This window comes from Pseudomonas sp. TE36184, from assembly GCF_054060055.1.
The window spans coordinates 1,293,257-1,311,838 of the sequence record NZ_JBSSCU010000001.1; the positions used below are offsets into that span (position 1 = coordinate 1,293,257).

Annotated in this window: 14 protein-coding genes; 1 reads left to right on the plus strand and 13 read right to left on the minus strand. The window is 62.0% G+C overall.

Annotated features, from left to right (window positions below; translation table 11 throughout):
- Positions 1 to 24 precede the first annotated feature (24 nt).
- The 8 genes from tssH to tssA all read right to left on the minus strand — a co-directional run bounded on the left by tssH (position 25) and on the right by tssA (position 10,220).
- Complete coding sequence (gene tssH, locus ACVWZP_RS05760; RefSeq protein WP_457369530.1) at positions 25 to 2,757, minus strand: type VI secretion system ATPase TssH; 2,733 nt, start codon at positions 2,755 to 2,757, stop codon at positions 25 to 27.
- On the minus strand, positions 2,758 to 3,765 hold the full coding sequence (tssG, locus tag ACVWZP_RS05765) for a type VI secretion system baseplate subunit TssG (protein ID WP_079443810.1): 1,008 nt from the start codon (positions 3,763 to 3,765) through the stop codon (positions 2,758 to 2,760). It lies immediately after the preceding gene.
- Entirely contained in the window at positions 3,729 to 5,444 is a 1,716-nt protein-coding gene (tssF, locus tag ACVWZP_RS05770; RefSeq protein ID WP_193040417.1) for a type VI secretion system baseplate subunit TssF, read from the minus strand. Before tssF ends, tssG begins: the two co-directional genes overlap by 37 nt.
- A 3-nt stretch (positions 5,445 to 5,447) precedes the next feature.
- On the minus strand, positions 5,448 to 5,867 hold the full coding sequence (gene tssE / locus ACVWZP_RS05775) for a type VI secretion system baseplate subunit TssE (protein WP_226926231.1): 420 nt from the start codon (positions 5,865 to 5,867) through the stop codon (positions 5,448 to 5,450).
- A 70-nt stretch (positions 5,868 to 5,937) separates the two neighbouring features.
- Entirely contained in the window at positions 5,938 to 6,426 is a 489-nt protein-coding gene (locus ACVWZP_RS05780; RefSeq protein WP_017849099.1) for an Hcp family type VI secretion system effector, read from the minus strand.
- A gap of 159 nt (positions 6,427 to 6,585) precedes the next feature.
- On the minus strand, positions 6,586 to 8,070 hold the full coding sequence (gene tssC, locus ACVWZP_RS05785; protein WP_017849098.1) for a type VI secretion system contractile sheath large subunit: 1,485 nt from the start codon (positions 8,068 to 8,070) through the stop codon (positions 6,586 to 6,588).
- A gap of 3 nt (positions 8,071 to 8,073) precedes the next feature.
- Entirely contained in the window at positions 8,074 to 8,571 is a 498-nt protein-coding gene (gene tssB / locus ACVWZP_RS05790; RefSeq protein WP_017849097.1) for a type VI secretion system contractile sheath small subunit, read from the minus strand.
- 98 nt (positions 8,572 to 8,669) lie between these two features.
- Positions 8,670 to 10,220 carry a type VI secretion system protein TssA gene (tssA, locus tag ACVWZP_RS05795; RefSeq protein ID WP_457369531.1) on the minus strand — a complete coding sequence of 517 codons (1,551 nt, stop codon included), beginning with the start codon at positions 10,218 to 10,220 and terminating at the stop codon, positions 8,670 to 8,672.
- A gap of 638 nt (positions 10,221 to 10,858) precedes the next feature.
- Here tssA and ACVWZP_RS05800 point away from each other — a divergent pair.
- A complete protein-coding gene (locus ACVWZP_RS05800) occupies positions 10,859 to 11,914 on the plus strand; it encodes a helix-turn-helix domain-containing protein (protein WP_448120277.1) in 1,056 nt (351 codons plus the stop codon).
- Here the strand turns inward: ACVWZP_RS05800 and ACVWZP_RS05805 are convergent.
- The 5 genes from ACVWZP_RS05805 to ACVWZP_RS05825 all read right to left on the minus strand — a co-directional run bounded on the left by ACVWZP_RS05805 (position 11,908) and on the right by ACVWZP_RS05825 (position 18,562).
- Entirely contained in the window at positions 11,908 to 13,185 is a 1,278-nt protein-coding gene (locus ACVWZP_RS05805) for an MFS transporter (protein ID WP_046383439.1), read from the minus strand. The two genes, ACVWZP_RS05800 and ACVWZP_RS05805, sit on opposite strands and share 7 nt — an antisense overlap.
- A gap of 296 nt (positions 13,186 to 13,481) precedes the next feature.
- Positions 13,482 to 14,708: a RhtX/FptX family siderophore transporter gene (locus tag ACVWZP_RS05810; protein WP_457369532.1), complete on the minus strand. Its 1,227-nt coding sequence runs from the start codon at positions 14,706 to 14,708 to the stop codon at positions 13,482 to 13,484.
- Between the two features lie 13 nt (positions 14,709 to 14,721).
- The gene (locus ACVWZP_RS05815; RefSeq protein WP_457369533.1) at positions 14,722 to 16,212 is read right to left on the minus strand and encodes a PepSY-associated TM helix domain-containing protein; all 1,491 of its coding nucleotides are present in this window, start codon (positions 16,210 to 16,212) and stop codon (positions 14,722 to 14,724) included.
- The gene (locus tag ACVWZP_RS05820; RefSeq protein ID WP_034097888.1) at positions 16,209 to 16,490 is read right to left on the minus strand and encodes a hypothetical protein; all 282 of its coding nucleotides are present in this window, start codon (positions 16,488 to 16,490) and stop codon (positions 16,209 to 16,211) included. Before ACVWZP_RS05820 ends, ACVWZP_RS05815 begins: the two co-directional genes overlap by 4 nt.
- A complete protein-coding gene (locus ACVWZP_RS05825) occupies positions 16,490 to 18,562 on the minus strand; it encodes a TonB-dependent siderophore receptor (protein ID WP_102618244.1) in 2,073 nt (690 codons plus the stop codon). Before ACVWZP_RS05825 ends, ACVWZP_RS05820 begins: the two co-directional genes overlap by 1 nt.
- Positions 18,563 to 18,582: the final 20 nt, after the last annotated feature.

An 18,582-nucleotide genomic window follows, 5' to 3' on the forward strand; every position in this document is an offset into this window, starting at 1 on the left:
GTTCTTCAGTCGGTAAACGAGCGGTCACTCTAGGGGCTCAAGCAGCGCTTCACGCTCGGGTAAAGACCTGATCGCATCGACGTCTTGCGTGGTAATGACCCACTCGCCGCGCGCATCCACCGCCACATGCAACCCAGCCAGCGGCCGCTGATCGGCAATCGCCCCCAGCAACAAGTCAGACAAACGCGGCGTCAGGCTTTTGCGCAGGATGAAGTCGATATTGCGCGCCCCGCTCTCCACTTCCGTGCAGCGCGCGGCGATGGCGTCGGCGACCTCGTCTGCAAACGTCAGACGGACTTTCGACGAAGCCAGCAGACGCTCGCTGAGCCGGCCCAGCTTGAGGCGCACGATGCCCGCCAGTTGCGCGCCACCCAGGGTGAAGAACGGCACGATGGTCATGCGCGCCAGCAGCGCCGGTTTGAAATGCCGGGACAGGGTCGGGCGGATTTTTTCCGCGAGGGTGTCCGGGTCGGGCCGCCCGTCGACGCACAGGTTCTGGATTTCTTCGGTGGCCAGGTTGCTGGTCAGCAGCACCACGGTGTTGGAGAAATCGATCTGCCGCCCTTCGCCGTCGGATAGGCTGCCCTTGTCGAAGACCTGATAGAAAATGTTCACCACGTCCAGGTGGGCTTTTTCCACTTCATCGAGCAACACCACCGAATACGGACGCTTGCGCACCGCCTCGGTCAACATGCCGCCCTCGCCGAAGCCGACATAGCCGGCGGGCGAACCCACCAAGCGGCTGACGGTGTGCTTCTCCTGGTACTCGCTCATGTTCACCGAGATCATTGCCTGTTCGCCGCCGAACAGATGTTCGGCCACGGCCAGGGCGGTTTCGGTCTTGCCGACCCCCGACGGCCCGACCAGCAGGAACACACCCAACGGCTGTTGCGGATCGCGCAGGCCGGATTGCGCGGCCTTGAGGATTTCCGCGATCTGCTCGACGGCGGTGTCCTGACCGCGAATACGCATCTTGAGGTTGTCGGCCAGGGCCAATACGCCGCCCGCCGCATCGCGCAGCACTTTGCCCAGCGGCACGCCGGTCCAGTCGGAAACCACCTGGGCAATCGCATCGGGGCTGACTTCGGTGAACAGCAACGGCGCGTCGCCTTGCAGTGCGGCCAGGGTTTCACGGGCCTGATCCAGCTCGGCCTGACGTTCCTCCAGCGAGGCCAGTACCTGCACAACCTCGCCTTCGGCCGGAACCGGCAGGTCCTGTGCTTGCAGGGTCAGTTGCTTGCGTGCTTCAAGGACGCGCAGCGCCGCGTCGCGCTCGGCCAGCCAGCGGACTTCCAGCGCCACCCGACGCTCGTCAATCTCAGCCTGTTCGTCGGCGATATCCGTCAGGCGCTGGTCTTCTACGGGGAAACCATTGCCACGGTCGCGCTCCAGTGCGCTCTGTTCACGCGCCAGACCGGACAACTGCCGCTCCATGCGCTCCAACTCGGCAGGCTTGATGCCCAGGCCGATGCGTACCCGGGCGCTGGCGGTGTCAAGCAAGTCGACGGCCTTGTCCGGCAGCAAGCGCCCGGTGATGTAGCGATCGGACAATTCAGCGGCGGCGACGATGGCGTCGTCACGCACGCTGACCCCGTGGACTTTCTCGTAGTGCCCCTTGAGCCCGCGCAGGATCAACACTGCGGTTTTGACACTCGGCTCGTCCAGCTTGACCAGTTGGAAACGACGCGCCAGGGCCGGGTCTTTCTCGAAGTACTTCTTGTACTCCGACCAGGTCGTGGCGGCGATGGTGCGCAGCTCTCCACGGGCCAACGCGGGTTTGAGCAGGTTGGCCGCATCCGAGCCACCCGCCGCGCCGCCGGCGCCGATCAGCATGTGCGCTTCGTCGATGAACAGGATCACCGGCGTGGTGGACGCCTTGATCTCTTCGATGACGCCACGCAGACGGTTTTCGAACTCGCCCTTGACGCTGGCGCCCGCTTCCAGCGCACCGAGATCCAGGCTGAGCAAACGTGTGTTTTTGAGGAAGCCGGGGACTTCGTCCTGGCTGATCAACAACGCCAGCCCCTCCACCACGGCGGACTTGCCCACACCCGGCTCGCCCACGGCGATGGGGTTGTTTTTACGCCGCCGGGCGAGGATGTCGATCATCTGGCGAATCTCATCATCGCGCCCGAAAATCGGGTCGATGCGCCCCGCCGCTGCCTTGGCGGTCAGGTCTTCGCAAAAGCGCGCGATATTGTCTTCGGCTGCGGGCGCACTGCCGCCGGCGCCGGCCAACGAAGCAGAGGCCGCGCCGGTCTGCAGGCTGTCCAGCGGACCTTCGCTGGAGCCGCCCAACAGTTGAGCGAACTCTGCGGTCAGGGCATCGGTGGATATCGGCTTGAGCAGTTCGCCGTAACGCGTGCCAGCGCTGTAGTAGCCCAGGCGCGATACCAGCGCCAGCAGCAGCGAACCGCCACGGATCCGCCCGCTGCCGACCACCAGCGAGGCAATCAGCCAGGCGTCCTGAATCCATTCGGTGAGCAGGCCAGCGAACACCGGACGTCCCGGGTTGCCGTTTTTCAACTGCGCCAGCCCCTCATCCAGCAGCGCACGCAAGCGCATCGGATCGATCTCGAAGCGCGCGAGAATGCGCGTCGTATCGGCATCCGGATCTTCCAGCAACTGGCGCAGCAGGTGCTCCAGGGAAATCTCGTAGTGAGCGCGCGCCAGGGTCTGGCCCGCCGCGTTCTCCAGGGCCTTGGTGCTGTACACATTGAGCCGTGCGAACAGCGGTTTGAGTTCTACCTGAATCATCTAGCGAGCCCTCTCTTCGAGCATTGGTCCGTGTTCGGCCGTCAGCATGAATACAACGTCGTCCTGTGTGTCTCCGTCACCGAGCCAGGTATCCAGGCCCAGCCGCTGCCAGCCGCCGCCCAGCGAAGCGCACTGCTGCTTATCTGCCGCAAGACGCATGACCAGACGGCTGCGTAGCGGTGTCTGCAAATACAATCCCACCAAGCGTTCGAGCTTTTGATACAGCGCCTGCCCCGGCAATAACCCGTGAAAACGCTCGGTACTCAGTGCCGTCAGGCGGATATCCAGGGTGCCGCTGCGGTCCATGACTTCACGACCGAGCAGGCTGTTTTCGCCCAACACCCCGCACTGCATGCCCAGGTAAGTGCGTGCCGTGCGGTCGATCCGCAGGCGCGTCTCGACACACGGCACGACTTCCACCGTCACATCGCTGAGTACCGCCTTGACCAACTGCTGCAGACCCAGGGCCGAGCGCGGGTACTGGTTGAACAACCCGGCATACCGCAGCAAATCGGTGGATTGATCGCGCTGCTCCGGACGTGCATCCGCAATGCCGATCAGCGCCTGCAATTGACGCAGGCTCTTGACGTCGCGCCGCTCGGTAATGTCGATCCAGATCCGGTGCTTTTCCCAGGCACGGAACAGCAACGGATAGAGCGAGGCATGCAGGATGTCGAGAAAGTCACGTCCCGCCGAATGGCCCAGCAGTTGCTCGTCGATCAGGTCTTCGGTGTAAAACGTCGGCAACGGCGAAGTGACGCCATACAGCCCGAAGAAGTTGGCCTCGATCCGATAGCGACCGTCGTCGTCCTGCTCGATCCCTTCGATATCCCGCAGCGGAAACCCGAGCCCCAGCCGCGGCCGGACCCGCACGTTGTCGACGAAGTGTTTTTCGCTCGGGAAACGTAACCGCAACAGGCGCAAGGCCTGGAAAAACCCGAACTCGCCGCCGTCATCGAGCAGCGGATCGATCACAACAGGCGTTGGTGCCCGATCTTCGCTGGCCATTTCAAGGTCTCGTGGTTGACGCTGTCGAACAGCGTGAAGGCGGTAAAGCTGTTGATGGCCGTACAGCCGGCGAAAAACTCATCCAGCACGCAACCGAACAGGTAGAAATTGCCGGGGCTGAGGAAATAGTCGCCCCGGCACTCGACCCGGACCACACTGCCTTCGATCGGCAGCCCGCGAATAAAACGCCGCTCGTGGCTGACGGTGACTTTTTCGATGGCATCGATGCGCCGCTGGTTGGCATCCTGGGCACCTTCGCCGACGCTCGGCAGATACAGCGCGAGCAGCCCGCGCAGGTAGTCGCGATCGGCCAGGCGGAAGTGGTTGGCATTGAGCTGCGAGAGCATGCGCCACAGCAACTTGTCGTCGAACTTGGGCGGCTGGCACGGTGTGATGCCACGGATGCTCTTGAACTCGACCCTGGGCGGCGTGTTGTCGGTCGGCTGGTTCAAATCGCCCAGGCGCAGGCTTTCCGGCAGCTTGCCATTGGTGCAGAGCAAGCCGATGGACAAGGTCATCTCGCCCGGCACTTTGCCTTCGCTGTAGGGCAGGCTCAGATAGTGGTCATAACCTTGGGCATCGATACTCGAGGCGCGGATGCGCAGGTTATAGGTGTCGCGCTGCGAGAAGGTATTGAACGGTTCCAGCAGCCGCTCCCCGCCTCCGGCGGAATAAGCACTGACCTTGAGCACCGAATGAATCCGCATGCTCATGCGTTGGCCATGGTCGGCAGGCTGGATGCGATAGTCGACTTGCTTGTGGTCGATGCGCAGCGGGTGCGCGTCCTGGGCGAACAGATTGATCGCCGGCGTCACCCCCAGCAAAAAGCTGTTGGCCGACAGGTTCGGTGTCCAGTCCGGCAGGTTCTCGAACATCAGGCGCACGCTGAAGCGCCCGTCTGCGCCTCTGGCTCGCCACTGTTTGAAGCCGCGAAGCTCGATAAACAGGAATTTCTCGGGCAGCGCGAAGTATTCCTGCAGGCACCGATAGGCCGGGTGCGCGGTATCGGGAAACGGCAGCAAGGTGTTGCTCGCATCGAATCCCAGGCCACGCAAATGGCTGGCCGGCAATACGGTCATGGGCTGCTCTTGCGCAGAGATGCGAATCTCGCGCAGGTTGAGCTGCAACAGACGCAATAACTTGGAGCCATCGACCAGGCCATCCCCCAGATAGAAACGCAGGCTGTCGGCCAGCCAGCTATTCGGGTCAGCGGTGGTAAAAGCGAAGTCCAGGACCAGGCTGCGCTCTTCACCGGCGCCGCCGTCCCAGCGGCTGCCGAGCAGTTGCAGCGGCTCCAGGTCGACCGCCGCGGTGCTGCTGAAGCGCACGCGCTGGCCATCGACCGGTACCGAGGCAATTTCGCAGCCGGGCTCGATACGCGTAACCTCCTGCAATGCCGTGCGCGGCTGAAATTGCAGCAGCGTCAGGCAGGGCAACGGTTGCAGGTAATGGGGATAGAGCAGCTGCGCCAACTCTTGAATGAACTCGGGAAACTCGTCGTCCAACCGTTGGCGAACCATCCCGGTGAGAAACGCCACGCCTTCGAGCAAGCGTTCGACGTCCGGGTCATTGGCCGAGTCCACCCCCAGTAGCGGCGCCAGGGCCGGGTTGCGGCGAGCAAACTCATCGGCCAGACGCCGCAGTTGGTTGAGTTCACTTTGATAATGGCTGTTGAGCATGACTTAGTGCATCGCCAGGGACACGCGACCGTCCGAAGACACACGCGTTGCCAGGTGAATAGGAATGTCCCGATCGTCGATCGACACCACGCCCTCAAGACTGAAACTCAGCGACAACACTTCCTGGGCACCTTCGGCGACCAGGATGCGTGGCGATTTCAAGCGAGGCTCGTAGCGGGCGATCATGCGTGTCATGTTCTCGATTATTTGCGTGGTCTCGCCGGTCGCAAACGAACCGGCCAGATTGGTGAAGTCGGGTACGCCAAACTCGGCGTCAATCGGCACGCTGCCGCGCCGGGTATTCAAAATGCGTTGCAGATGCTGGACGATCGACTGCGTCAACACTTCAGCCTGGGTCAGGTGCGTGCGACCGGTTTCGGCCTGCAGGCTTGTGATGCGCTCCAGCAATCGCTTTTCTCTCAACGCGGTGTACCTTCTGCAATAACAAGAACACCGCCCTGGATCAGGGCGGCATTGAACCGTCGAGCCTGGCTTACGCTTTTGGCGCCAACCACGAGTCTTCGGCTTCGATACCGTCCGGCACCCAGGTCCAGACGATTTTTTCGTAGGTGATGCCGATGTCTTCCATATGGCCCATTTGCTTGAACTCAGGGCTCAACACGTTCGGCACCCAGGTGCGGGCCGAAACGAGCACGGCATTGCTCAGGGTGATGGTGTAGTACTTTTCTTCGGTGCCTTTAGGCGAGATCCGATAGAACTCCAGGACTACCGACTTGAGTTGCTCGCCGGAGGTCAGGGCTTGCAGCAACTTTGGAGAAGACTTATCGATTTCCTTGGTCAGGGTCATGCCCTGGTGGACACGCTTGCCGGCCGGCAGGCCGGTCTGCGGGTTCTTGGGAATATCGATCAGGTGTTCGACGGCCTGAACAAGGATCTTTCCTTCATGACCGGTAACCGTGCTGGAACCTTCGATCTTGCCTTGGTTCTGGCCTTCGATACTCAAGTAGCATGGCATTGGCATAACGTGTACTCCGGGTTTAATCAGTGAGTTTTCAGGCATCGATCAGCGCCTCTGGCCCTGTCTCGCTGCGTTGAATCCATCTTATGGAAACGCCGAGGCAATGACCCTCGGGTGAACACCTGAATGGGCAACGGCGGCGTTGCCCATTCGCGCTACCGATCAGCTCTTGTCGAGCTTGCCCACCAGCGACAGCGTGAAAGACGCGCCCATGTACTTGAAGTGCGGACGGACTTTCAAACCGACGCGGTACCAGCCTGGATCGCCTTCGACGTCGCTGACGGTAATCTCCGCCTGACGCAGTGGGCGACGGCTGCGCACACCGGCGGCGGGGTTATCCATGTCGGCCACGTACTGGCGAATCCAGGTGTTGAGTTCCGACTCCAGGTCGCCACGCTCTTTCCAGGTGCCAATGTTTTCGCGCTGGATGACCTTGATGTAATGGGCCAGGCGACTGACCACAAAGATGTACGGCAGTTGGGTGCCCAGCTTGTAGTTCAGCTCGGCTTCCTTGCCTTCTTTGTCATTGCCGAAGAACTTGGGCTTCTGGCACGAGTTGGCGGAGAAGAACGCCGCGTTATCGGTGTTCTTGCGCATGGTCAGTGCGATAAACCCCTGCTCGGCCAGCTCGAACTCGCGGCGCTCGGAAATCAGCACTTCGGTCGGGATCTTGGTCTGGGTTTCGCCCATGGCCTCGTAGTTGTAGATCGGCAAATCACCGACGGTGCCGCCGCCCTGTGGGCCAATGACGTTGGCGCACCAGCGGTACTGGGCAAAGCTGTCGGACAGGCGACTGGCAAAGGCAAACGCAGCGTTGCCCCACAGGAAGTCCTGGTTGCCGCCACCGACGTTCTCGTTGTAGCGGAACGTCTTGGCGGGGACCGTGTCTTCGCCATAGGGCGTGCGCAGCAGGAAGTGCGGCAATGTCAGGCCAACGAAACGCGCGTCGTCGCTTTCACGAAAGGCATTCCATTTGGTGAACTGCGGCCCCTCGAAGACGGCTTGCAGATCCTTGAGATTGGGCAGGTCGGCAAAGCTGTCGATGCCGAAGAACTGCGGGCCGGCCGCGGCGATGAAGGGCGTGTGGGACATGGCCGAAATCGCGGCGACCGACTGCAGCAACTTCATGTCCTGCGGGCCGGGGTTGAACTCGTAGTTACCGATGATCGAGCCGAACGGCTGGCCGCCGAACTGGCCGAACTCGGCGGTGTACACCGCCTTGTACAGACCCGAACGGGTGATCTCCGGCGCATCCTCGAAATCTTCGAGCAGCTTCTCTTTGGACACGCTGAGGATTTCCAGCTTGTTGTTCTCGCGAAAATCCGTGCGGTCGACCAGAAACTTCAGCGAGCGCCAGGACGACTCCAGCTTCTGGAACTGCTGGTGGTGAATGATCGCGTCGACCTGCCGGCACAGCTTGGCATCCAGCGTGGCGATCATGTCGTCGATCAACCCGGCGCTGACCTTCTCGGCCTGCCGGGCCGGCTCGAGCAGTTCGGTGACAAACGCTTCGAGGCCCTGACGGGTGACGGCATACGCCTCGTCGCCCGGCTTGACGCGCGTCGCTTCCACCAACTGATCCAACAGGGAAACCGACTCGACCGCCTGGCCGGTCGTGCTCGCTGCCTGACTCTTTTCTTCGCTCATGGGTTATTCCTTGTCCTTTACGCCAAGTTCCGAGAGCAAACGCTCGCGGGCCCCGTCATCGTTCATCAGGGCCTGCAGCTGCTTGCGAAACTCCGGCAAGTTACCCATCGGCCCTTTCAAGGCCTTGAGCGAATCCCGCAGGGCGATCAGTTGCTGCAACTCGGGAACCTGGGCCACGATGGCATCCGGCTCAAAATCGCGAATGGACTGGAAGGTCAGCGAGACCGGGATCTGCTCGTCCTCCGGCGCGTTTTCCGCCAGATGATTGGGCACCGCCAACTGCAGGCTCAGGTTCTGGCCCTTGAGCACATCGGTGAAGTTGTCTTTGTCGACGCGGATCGGTTTGAGGTCTTCAACCGGCGTGTCGTCTTCACGCAAGGTGAAGTCGCCGATCACCAGTTGCTTGAGCGGCAGCTCGACCTGTTCCTGCGCGCCGCCGGTGTCAGAGCTGTAAACAATATTGACGCGCTCTTTAGGCGCGACCGAACCTTCACTAGCCATTAAATCTCACTCCTGTTTACCGGACTCGCTCAACGCAGCCGTTAGAAAACTCATGGCATGGATATGCACACGCCTGCCAGGTATTGCCTGTTGCCCATTCAACTTGCCGGCTGGCTGGCCAAACGCCAGAACGCCGGCAAATCCATTGCCGCCAACTGTTGCGCCCACAGCGTTCTCGAACCGCCGTCGTCATGCGCCAGTGCCAACTCCAACAACGGCCGGACCAGCTCCGGCTCCCAACGATCGAGGCCCTGCTCCGTCGCTTCCTGGAGCAACACATCCAAGGCAACACCCAACTGCGCGCGCGGGTCGAAACGCTGTAGCAGATGGCATTGGGCAGCGCGCAGGCGAAACCGCTCGCGGCCGCTGCCGGCTTCTCGCACGGCGCTCTGCAAGCGCGCCAACGCTTCGTTCAAACGGCCTTCGGCGGCATCACGCGCGACTTCATCGATCAGCGTTTGCAGCCCATCCGTGGCGCCGCTGCCGGCCGTCGGTGCCAAACCTTCGAGCCAACTGCGGGTCGCGCCGTCGGCGAACGGCTGGCCGTCGGCGAATGTCAGCTCGACCAGCGCCGGCAGGCGCGCCAGAAAATGACGGGTTTCCAGGGCCAGGCTGGCAGCACCGGCCTGCGCCGCCGAACCGAGCCTCAAGAGCGCGGCATGGCTGGCCCGATTGAGGTCCAGCCAGCACGGATAACTCGGCAACCGACCTTCGCAAAAACGCACGATGTCCAGCGGCTCGCCAACGCTCTGCAAGCGGCTGAAACTTTCGAGTTCCGCGTCCGAAGGCGGCGGCACGCGCGTCGTGTAGCCTTGCGCAGGAGGGACCTGCTCCAGGGTCGTCCACGCCAATTGGCGATTGAGGCGAAACAGCAACGGCAAGGTCGCCCGAGACTCCAGGCAAAACCCCAGCAGCGGCGCAAGCGAGGCAAACACGCTATTGACCGCGTTCTCGATGGCTTCATCGCTCTCAAGACGGCCCAATGGCGGAGCCGGCACAAGGGCCGGGAGCGGCGCCGAAGGGGCGTGCGCAACCGGCGTCGGGAGCGCTGTAGGCGCATCGACTGCCGCTGGAACCTCTTCCGCCGTCACCGCTATTGGCTCGACACCCGCTTGCACGGGCAACTGCGATAGACGACGACGCAACGCAAAAAAGCTTGGGCCGTCGGCGTCACGGTCGCGCCAATGGCGATCGATAGCGTCCCAGTCTTCGAGCAACTGCGCCAATTGTTCTCCGGGCACCGCTTCGAAGCTGCCTTCAAGCTTCACTGCAAGCCACTCGAGCATCCACTCGGCCTGGTTGCGCCGGGCACGCAATCGAGCCGGCGGCGGGGTCAGGGTCTCCCAATACAGCTCAAGCATTTCGCGCACTATATGCACGCCGGTCGCCAGGCCGGAAATGCCTTGCAGAGTGGTCCAGGCACATAACAACCAGACCGCGGCATTAAAGTCCTTGCCCTCTTCTCGCAGCACTTTTACACAGGCATCGGCGACTTTCTGCCAATCCACTCCGGACTCGGCGTGGATATTGTTCAATTTATCCACTTCGATTTGCGCGAGGGAAAAAGCCAGCCCTTCCCGAGGATTAACGCCAGCAGGATGAGTCAAACTGATCGCAAACGAACCTACTTCCCGGTCGAGGCAACTCATCCGTTACTCCTTACTTCAATAGGTTGTTTGATACATCGTTGCCGCGTAAAAAAAATCGCCGCCGATGCCGGGTTGATTTATGCAGCGGTGACGATCTTCATTGATTGATCCAATGCCCGATATTCCGCCCACCGCGGCTGTAATCCGCTAAGCCAAAGCCCCGCGCGTTGAAGCGTCGGACAAGCATGTGTCAGCCAAGGCGCCGGGGCCATCGGGTGAACACCTGAAGTACTCGCCGGTTTAACGTACCCGTTCAGATCATCGCGCCGAAAATAACAAGGCCAATATCCAGCGCACTTTGCTTGAGAAACAAGCGCACGCGTTCACAGCGTGGAAACACATAAACGCTGTCAAATTCGAATTCGCGTCAATCTATCAAGCGCCTTGCAGATGGCTTGACCCTGCGTTGCAACTTTTCAATTATTTTCAGGCGCCCTGCCCGGCTCTTGCCGCCGCCAGAAAGTACGCAACAAGTTGGATACAAGAGGGATTGTCATTACTTTCATGGAGAAACCGGTTATAAGGAGCACAACAACCCATTCTGACTGGCTGCCGCTAGGTAGCACGGACGTACAGTGGGAAGATGCAACGCCTGTTCACGGGGCGTGAACATAGGCTTTCCGGGTTGTAGTGAATCCATGAACAAACCAGCCTCACTGATATGCGCCCCTAAACACGTCGGCTCCAGGCACGCCCATGATCACTTCGAGGTCAGCGCCGAGCCGGTTGCCAACCAACTGCTGGCCTGGCGTGATCGGGTCGGACACGTCATCGACGTCCTGCCTACATCCCACGCAACCACCACGCCCTTCAACGCGAGCATTGACCGCTACAAATTGGCTGATCGCGTCTTCACCGACTGCTCAAGCGACGCCTTGTTGCTCGACCGTTCGATTGCGCGCATCTCTACCGACAAGGTCCGGGACTATGTTTTCCAGGTCTTCACCCAAGGCGCAATGGAGTCCATTCGAGGCGGCCCCCAGGAACATGGCGCGTCCGCCAGGGCGAGCATCGTTGCCATGGACATGAACCAGCCGATCAAAATGAGCCGGGGGCGTTGCCGCGTATTGACCTTCTTTGTCTCGCGCCCGGTGGTGGAAGCGGCGCTGCCGCATGCCGAGTCGATCCACGGGCGTGTCTTCGAGAATACGACGCCTATGACCCAATTGATGATCGAGCACGTCGAGGCGTTTTCCAGAAAACTGCCGGTTATCAGCAGCGCCGAGGCCGCGTCGACATTCGATACCGCCGTTCAACTCATGCTCGCAGCCTTCTCGAAACAGGCCAAGCTGGGTGGGCACGTGCGGGCGGCGGCACGCAGTGCGATGTTCGATAAAGCCAGGCGTTATGTGCAGAACAACCTGTATCAACCCTGGCTGACGCCGGAGTACGTGCTGATGGCCATGCAGTTGCCTCGCGCCACGCTCTACCGTCTGTTCCAGCATGAAGGAGGGTTGGGTCGTTACATCCTCAACTGCCGTCTGCGTGAAGCCGCGGACGAACTGGTGCGCTATCCGGACCGCCAGGTGATTGAGATCGCCTACAGCCTGGGCTTTAACAGCGCATCGGCGTTTACCCGCGCGTTTCGTCGTCGCTATGACCTGGCGCCGCAGGACCATCGCCTGATGGCGGCACAGCGAATGGGCAACGCTATGCCGGGGCACCGTAACGTCGTTGGCCGAATCGATCAGTGAGCCGGCTGGCGCGCTGGAAATTTCACCAGTGCGAACAGGCTGACCAATAGCGCGCCCAGCAGATACCAGGAAGGCGCCATTGCGTTCTGGGTAACACCGATCAACCACGTCACAAAAAACGGGCAGAACGCCCCGAAGATCGTCACGCCGAAACTGTAGACCATCGACATCCCTGTGGCCCGGTGATGCGCCGGAAAAGCCTCCATGATCATGACGGTAGCGACGCCGTTGTTGCCCATCGCGACAGCCGAATAGATGCCGATGATCAGCAAGGAAGCCAGCTCGCCGACCCCATGGGTCAAGGCCAGGAACACCGGATAGACCAACAGGATGCTGAGGATCATCGTCACGTATTGGGTCGGCTTGCGTCGCGGCAGCCGGTCGGCGAACCGCGCAAACAATGGCGCGGCAATGAACAGCATCGCGCTGGAAAAGCACGCCGAAAGCAAGCTCATGCTCGGCGACAGGCCTAACGTGCGAACCAGATAGGTCGGCATGTAGAGCACCATCAGGTAGATGCTTGCGGTGGGGGTTGCCATCATCAAGATCCCCAGCAATAGCTGGGGGCGATGGTTTTTCAGCAAGACACGCAGCGACGGCGACTGGATACCACGCCGTGTTGTCTCCACCATATTGCGCCGAATGAACCACCCGAACGGGGCAATCAAAAGCCCAAGCACGAAAGGAATACGCCAGCCCCAGGCCAGCAACTGTTCGGGAGTCAGCAATGCGGTCGTGGTGGCACCGACAACCGCCCCCACCAAAACCGCGGCCGCCTGGCTGGCAGAACGCCAACTGACCAGATAGCAGCGTTGATTGCGCGCCGCCAGCTCCATCAGCACCACGGACGACACGCCGATCTCCCCTCCGGTCGCGAACCCCTGCAGCAACCGCGAGAGCACCAGCAACACCGTTGCGGTGACGCCGATCGATGCATGCGTCGGCATGAACGCGATCAAGGCGGTACCGGCTGCCATCAATAGATTGGTGACATTCAAGCCGGCTTTTCGCCCTTTGCGGTCGGCGAGGTTGCCGATCACGATTGCGCCCAGCGGGCGCATCGCGAAACCGATGCCAAACGTCAACAATGCCATCAGCAACGAGGCGAACGAACTGTCCGATGGGAAAAACAGCTTGCCGATGATCACGGCAGAAAAGCTGTATACCGTGAAGTCGTAGATCACCAGGCCATTGCCAACGACTGTCGCCAGTATCACCTTCTTCGATTGCCTGAAGGTCACCGGACAATCGCCAGATTCAAGATAAGACATTTAGGCCGAGGTCCCGTCGAGTCAATCAAAGCGCGCTGGGTAGCGAACACGTGGGCCCAAAAGGCCCCTCATGGGCACGTTGGGCGCTAACAGCTCGATCGACGGGCTATTGATTTGTAGTAGCGTCCTGGCGGGAGCATCCTACGGAACAATATCAGGCTTGTATGTACCCCTTTTATAACGCCAGCAGGCGCGCACTCACTGCGGCTCCGCGCCGCACGCTTGATGTCGGAAGATCACGAGCGCTCGCACTGATTGACCCGTTGAGCGCTTTTGACGATCGCCGAACCTATCAATCAGCCCGCCGCCCTTTCCCCCACACGTTGACGTGACACATTCAACGCCACCAACGACGCCAGGATCGCCATCACCATCCCCGCAAGAAACCCACCGCTGTACCCCGCCTGCGCAGTCAACCCCACCAGCAAGGTCGAAGACAGCATTTCCCCCAGATCACGCGTGCTTTGCACGGCGGTCATGTCCGTACCGGCCTGGTCGCTTTGCGCGGCGAAGGCCATGGAGGCAGTCATGATCACCACCGAGGTGGCACCGGTCGCGAACGAGCCCAGGCCCACGGCCAACCAGATCAGTCCGGTTTGCGTGGCAAGCATGCCGTTGGCTTGCAGCAGCCAGGTCAACGCGGCAGCGCCGGCCATGCCTACCGCCAGGATGAACGTCGGCCACAGCCCCAACACCCGGATCAACCACGCACCACCGCCGCAGCCGACGACGATGGTGACCACGCCGCCGCTCATGCCCAGTTGGCCGATAGCCTGCAAGGACCAACCGGCGTCATTCAGGAACAGCTTTGACAAACCAAAACCCGACACTGACGTCATGGCCGACAACAAGGCGAGTACCACCAGCGCCAGCGCCTTCGGCCGCTTGATAAACCGCCATAATGAGGCATGCGCCACATCTGGCTGTTTTTCCTTGGCCGGTGCCACGTGCAGCCAACCGACGCACACCAGACTCAACAACGGCACCAAAGCCAGCAGACTGAACGCGCTGGTTTGCCCCAGGTAGCCGCTAAGCAGCAAGGTGCCGGCGCCGCCAACGAAGAAGCCGACCATGGTGCCGCCCACTTGAATGGCGTTAATCCGCGCGAGCATGTTGCCGCTAAAGTACTCGGCCGCCATGCCGTCGGTGGCGATGTCCTGGGTGGCGCTGGCCAGCGAGGCAACAATCAGCAGGCCCACGGCGATGCCTGCCGTCTCGACGCGCAGGCCGATGCTTGCCAGGCAGGCAATGCACAGCAGCACCAGTATCTGCATGGGAATGATCCAACTGCGGCGCCGTCCCAGGCGTGGGCTCCAATGGTTATCCACCTGGGGCGCCCAGAGGAACTTGACCACCCACGGTATCCCCACCAACGGCAGGAAGGCCAAGGCGTGGAGCGCCGCGCCGTCATGACGCAGCAGGGTCGGCAAGGCGTCCATGGCGATGCCGAAGCAAATGCCTTGGGACAGGTACAACAGTGCAAAGGTCAGCACCATGCGCCAATGTTTCAACAGATCCAGCATTACAAGTCTCCCCTCAGGCAACATTGGCGGCGGCAGCCCGTGCCGCACGCGTAAAAGAAATCAGGCGCCGCAATGCCCACAGGGCACTGGCCGCGCACAGCAGCAACACAAGATCGATGGGCCACAGCGGCACGCTGCCTTGTTTCAGGCTGCCGGCCAGGTGCAGCAGCGCCGCCGCCAGGAAGCCCAGGCCCGTCACGGCCAGCAGCAGGTGCAGCGGTTGACGCCTGGGGGGCATCAGGCAGGCCAGCAGCAGGCTGGCAAGCCAACCGCCCCAGAACCACCACGCCAGGTTGGCACTGCCCAGCGCCCCCGCGCAGAGCAATACCGCCGTGGCCGCCAGCAACCCGCCACCGCCGCCGATCACCAGGCGCAGTAGCACCTGCCAACCGCCGCCGGCCTTGAGGCGCCGACGCTCCAGCCACAGGTACAAGCCGCTGAGCACCAACCCCGCCGCCGCCAACGCCATGCCGAAATGCACGGCACGCAGCAGTGACCCGCCAACAGGCACCCAGCGGTAGTCGGCAAAGTGCAGCGGCTGCACCGCAATAAACGCCTGCAACCACAGACCGCGCCCGCTGGCGCTGCTGGAGCCGACAGCGAGGCCGTCAGCGGCGCGATAGGCATGCCGTTCAAAGACGGCCGTACTGGGCAGGCCTTGTTGGATACCGCTCACTTCCACCCAGGCATCCGGCTCACCCCAGTGGTGCAAGGCGACGTTTTGAGCAGAGAACCCCGGATGGGCGACGGCGTCCTGGTGCAGCAACTGATCCAGATCGACCGCCGGCGCCGAAGCCGTTGTTCGGTCGACCTGCGGCGGCGCCCCCAGCAATTGCATGAACGCTTGCTGCGGCGCGCCTGGGAACGCCTGCGCGGCTAGCCCCAAGGTGCCGAGCGCCCCCAGGCCGGACAACGCGCCAGTGATACCAAACAGCAGCAACCAGGGCCCGCACCAACGGCCGATCAGGCTGTGCAAGTCATGGGCGAACACCCGTGCCCCACGGTCGCGCCGCAGGCGCTTGAGGTCTTGCAGGCGCCCACTGTGTAATGCACTGCCTGCCCAGATCATCAGCAACAACACCACGCCCAACAAGCTGATCAAAATCCGGCCGGGAAAACCGATGAACAGACTTTTGTGCAGGTTGAACAGGATATCCGCCGCGTTGCCTGACGCCAGCTCACGGCCGCTGACGGGGTCCAAGGCGACCGTGCAGTCCTTGGGCGATGCACACAACTCGACCACCGAGTGGCGGCTGTCCGGCAAACGAATGCGCAATTCACCGAGCGCCAGGCCGCGCTCGCGAGCGATAGCCGGCCATTGCGCGACCGGTAGCGCCGGCCCGTGAGCCAACGCCGCCGGGCCGCGAAACCAGGCGCGCAAGTCTTCATGGGCCATGCTCCACGCCCCCGTCAGCAGGATCACGAACAGCAGTACCCCAAACACCCCGCCTGCCCCGGCGTGTACACGCTGAACCAATGCCCTCGGTGCGCCCATCAGGTTCATCGCCAGGCTCCATCCCAAAGCAGCCAGGGCGTAAACAGCAGCAGCCAGACGCTGGAGCGACACACCACGCGTTTGCGATCCGGCGCCAGCAACGACCACAGCAGTACCGTCACCAGAAACCCCAAGCCCAGGAACACGCCGGCATACAGCCGCTCCAGCCCACCGCCCCACGGATAATGCCGCGCCAGCAGGACGGCCAGTTGCAGGCTGCTGAGCACACTGCCCGCCAGCGCCAGACAAATGCGCAGCGGCCAGGAACCGAGGGCCGGCGCGGCCATCAGAACGTACCTCGCAGGGTCAGATTGAGGCTGCGCGGTTCGCCATAGCGGTTGTTCCAATTGACGTTGGACAGGCTCTGGTAGTACTTGCGGTCCGCCAGGTTGTTGCCGTTGACCGCGGCAGTCCAATGCTCGTCGATGCGGTAGGCGACCCGCGCATTGAGTAAGGCATAGCCGCCCTGCTCCAGGGTCACAGCGCCGGATTGGGTGGAGTAATCACTTTGCGCCTGCACGCCGGCACCGACGCTCCAGCGGCGGTCCTGCCACGGCAACTCGTACTGGGTCCACACCCGCGCCATGTGGCGCGGCGTGAAGCTGGCATAGCGCTCACCCGAAGCGTTGGTGTCCTTGAGGTACTCGGTGCTGGTGTAGGTATAACCGGCGGAGACGTTCCATTCGGGGGTGATATAACCGCTGCTCTCCAGCTCGAAGCCCTGGCTGCGCACCTTGCCGCCGCTGATGTAATAGGTGGTCGGCCCCACACCCGGGTGGTCCGGATCGACCTGCGGATTGTTCTCCAGGTCGATACGGAACACCGCCAGCGACACATTCAAACGCCCGTCCGCCAACTCGCCCTTGATCCCGGTTTCATAGGTCTTGCCCTCCACCGGTTTGAGCAGGTCGCCGCTCCAGGTTTGCCCGGTCTGCGGCTGGTAGACCTCGGCGTAGCTGGCGTACCACGACCAGTTCTGCGCAAAGTCCCAGATCAAGCCGCCATACGGGGTTATTTCCCGGCCGGGGGTGAAGTGGCTGGTCGGCGCGTTCTGGTCCCACCAACTGGCCCGGCCGCCGATGACCAGGGTCAGCGGATCGAGCAGCTTGTAGCGGGTCAGCGCGTAGACGCCCTTGGAGGTGGTCGTCGTGGACCCGGGCGACGTGTAGGCGCCGATCCCGGGTTTGGGCACACTGCTCGGGTCCCAGCGATAGACATTCACCGGCACGTTTAGCGGCGTGGTGAACTGGGCGGTGCGCTGCTCGGTTTCGCCGTGGCTGTAGTTGGTGCCCAACAGCAACTCATGGCTGCGGCCAAACAACGAATACGGCCCATTGACCGAGGCATCCACGCTCTTTTGGGTGCTGCTGAATTTATACGCAGCGCCCATCAAGCCACCGCCATCGCCGGTGAGCGGGTCGATGGCGCCAAAAGCACCGGCATAGCGCAGGCTTGAGTCGGCATCCTGGTATTCGGCGGCGACCTTGGCTTTCCAGTCGTGATCCAATTGCTGCTCGAGAGAGCCGAACACCCGGCGCGTGGTCCACTTGAAGCGGTCCCAGTCCACGTCCAGATAGGTGGAGCGCGACAGGTTCAGGCTCGACCCGTCCTTGGCCATGGGCACGCCGGCCATGTTGGTCACCGAATCGATGGTCTGGTATTGCGCGCCCAGGGTCAGCAGGGTGTCGGGGCTCAGGTCGAATTCGGTGATGCCGTAGAGCAACTGGGTGTCTTGCTTGCCGACATCGTAGAAGTAGTCGCGATCCTCGTAGGCCGCCACCACACGCCCACGCACGTTGCCAGTCTGGGTCAGCGGCCCGCCGACATCCACTTCGCCACGGTAACGGTCCCAGGTGCCGCCGCTGAGGGTGGTGCTGGCGGCGAATGCCTTTTGTGGGCGCTTGCGCACCAGGTTGACCGTGGCCGCCGGGTTACCGCTGCCGTGCAGCAAACCATTGGAGCCACGCAGGATTTCGACGCGCTCATACACCGCCATGTCCTGAGGCGAACCGGCGGTTTCACCGAGCATCGCCGGCACGCCATCCAGTTCGAAAGAGTTGATCTTGAAGCCACGCACGTAGTACGCGGTGGTCAGCAACTGGAACGGCTGCACCGTCACGCCAGTGGCCTGCTGCATCACTTCATCGAGGCTGAACAGGTTTTGCTGCTCGATGCGCTCATGGTCGATGACGCTCACCGACTGCGGCGTTTCCCGCAGTTTGAGCGGTAGCTTGCCGATGGTGGTCACGCCGGGCGGGGTCACCTCGCCCGAGGTGTCGTCACCCGCGACCTTGATGTCAGGCAATTGCACGGTCGCAATCGCCTGTGCCAACGGGCTCAGGCCCAGCACCAGCACCATCCCAAGTTGCGCCCCATTAC

Excerpts from the sequence above, each read along its gene's own strand:
- tssC (WP_017849098.1), bottom strand. The coding sequence starts at position 8,070 with ATGAGCGAAGAAAAGAGTCAGGCAGCGAGCACGACCGGCCAGGCGGTC.
- tssB (WP_017849097.1), bottom strand. The coding sequence starts at position 8,571 with ATGGCTAGTGAAGGTTCGGTCGCGCCTAAAGAGCGCGTCAATATTGTT.
- tssA (WP_457369531.1), bottom strand. The coding sequence starts at position 10,220 with ATGAGTTGCCTCGACCGGGAAGTAGGTTCGTTTGCGATCAGTTTGACT.
- tssG (WP_079443810.1), bottom strand. The coding sequence starts at position 3,765 with ATGGCCAGCGAAGATCGGGCACCAACGCCTGTTGTGATCGATCCGCTG.
- tssF (WP_193040417.1), bottom strand. The coding sequence starts at position 5,444 with ATGCTCAACAGCCATTATCAAAGTGAACTCAACCAACTGCGGCGTCTG.
- ACVWZP_RS05820 (WP_034097888.1), bottom strand. The coding sequence starts at position 16,490 with ATGGCCGCGCCGGCCCTCGGTTCCTGGCCGCTGCGCATTTGTCTGGCG.
- ACVWZP_RS05805 (WP_046383439.1), bottom strand. The coding sequence starts at position 13,185 with ATGTCTTATCTTGAATCTGGCGATTGTCCGGTGACCTTCAGGCAATCG.
- ACVWZP_RS05810 (WP_457369532.1), bottom strand. The coding sequence starts at position 14,708 with ATGCTGGATCTGTTGAAACATTGGCGCATGGTGCTGACCTTTGCACTG.
- ACVWZP_RS05815 (WP_457369533.1), bottom strand. The coding sequence starts at position 16,212 with ATGAACCTGATGGGCGCACCGAGGGCATTGGTTCAGCGTGTACACGCC.
- ACVWZP_RS05825 (WP_102618244.1), bottom strand. The coding sequence starts at position 18,562 with ATGGTGCTGGTGCTGGGCCTGAGCCCGTTGGCACAGGCGATTGCGACC.
- ACVWZP_RS05780 (WP_017849099.1), bottom strand. The coding sequence starts at position 6,426 with ATGCCAATGCCATGCTACTTGAGTATCGAAGGCCAGAACCAAGGCAAG.
- tssH (WP_457369530.1), bottom strand. The coding sequence starts at position 2,757 with ATGATTCAGGTAGAACTCAAACCGCTGTTCGCACGGCTCAATGTGTAC.
- ACVWZP_RS05800 (WP_448120277.1), top strand. The coding sequence starts at position 10,859 with ATGAACAAACCAGCCTCACTGATATGCGCCCCTAAACACGTCGGCTCC.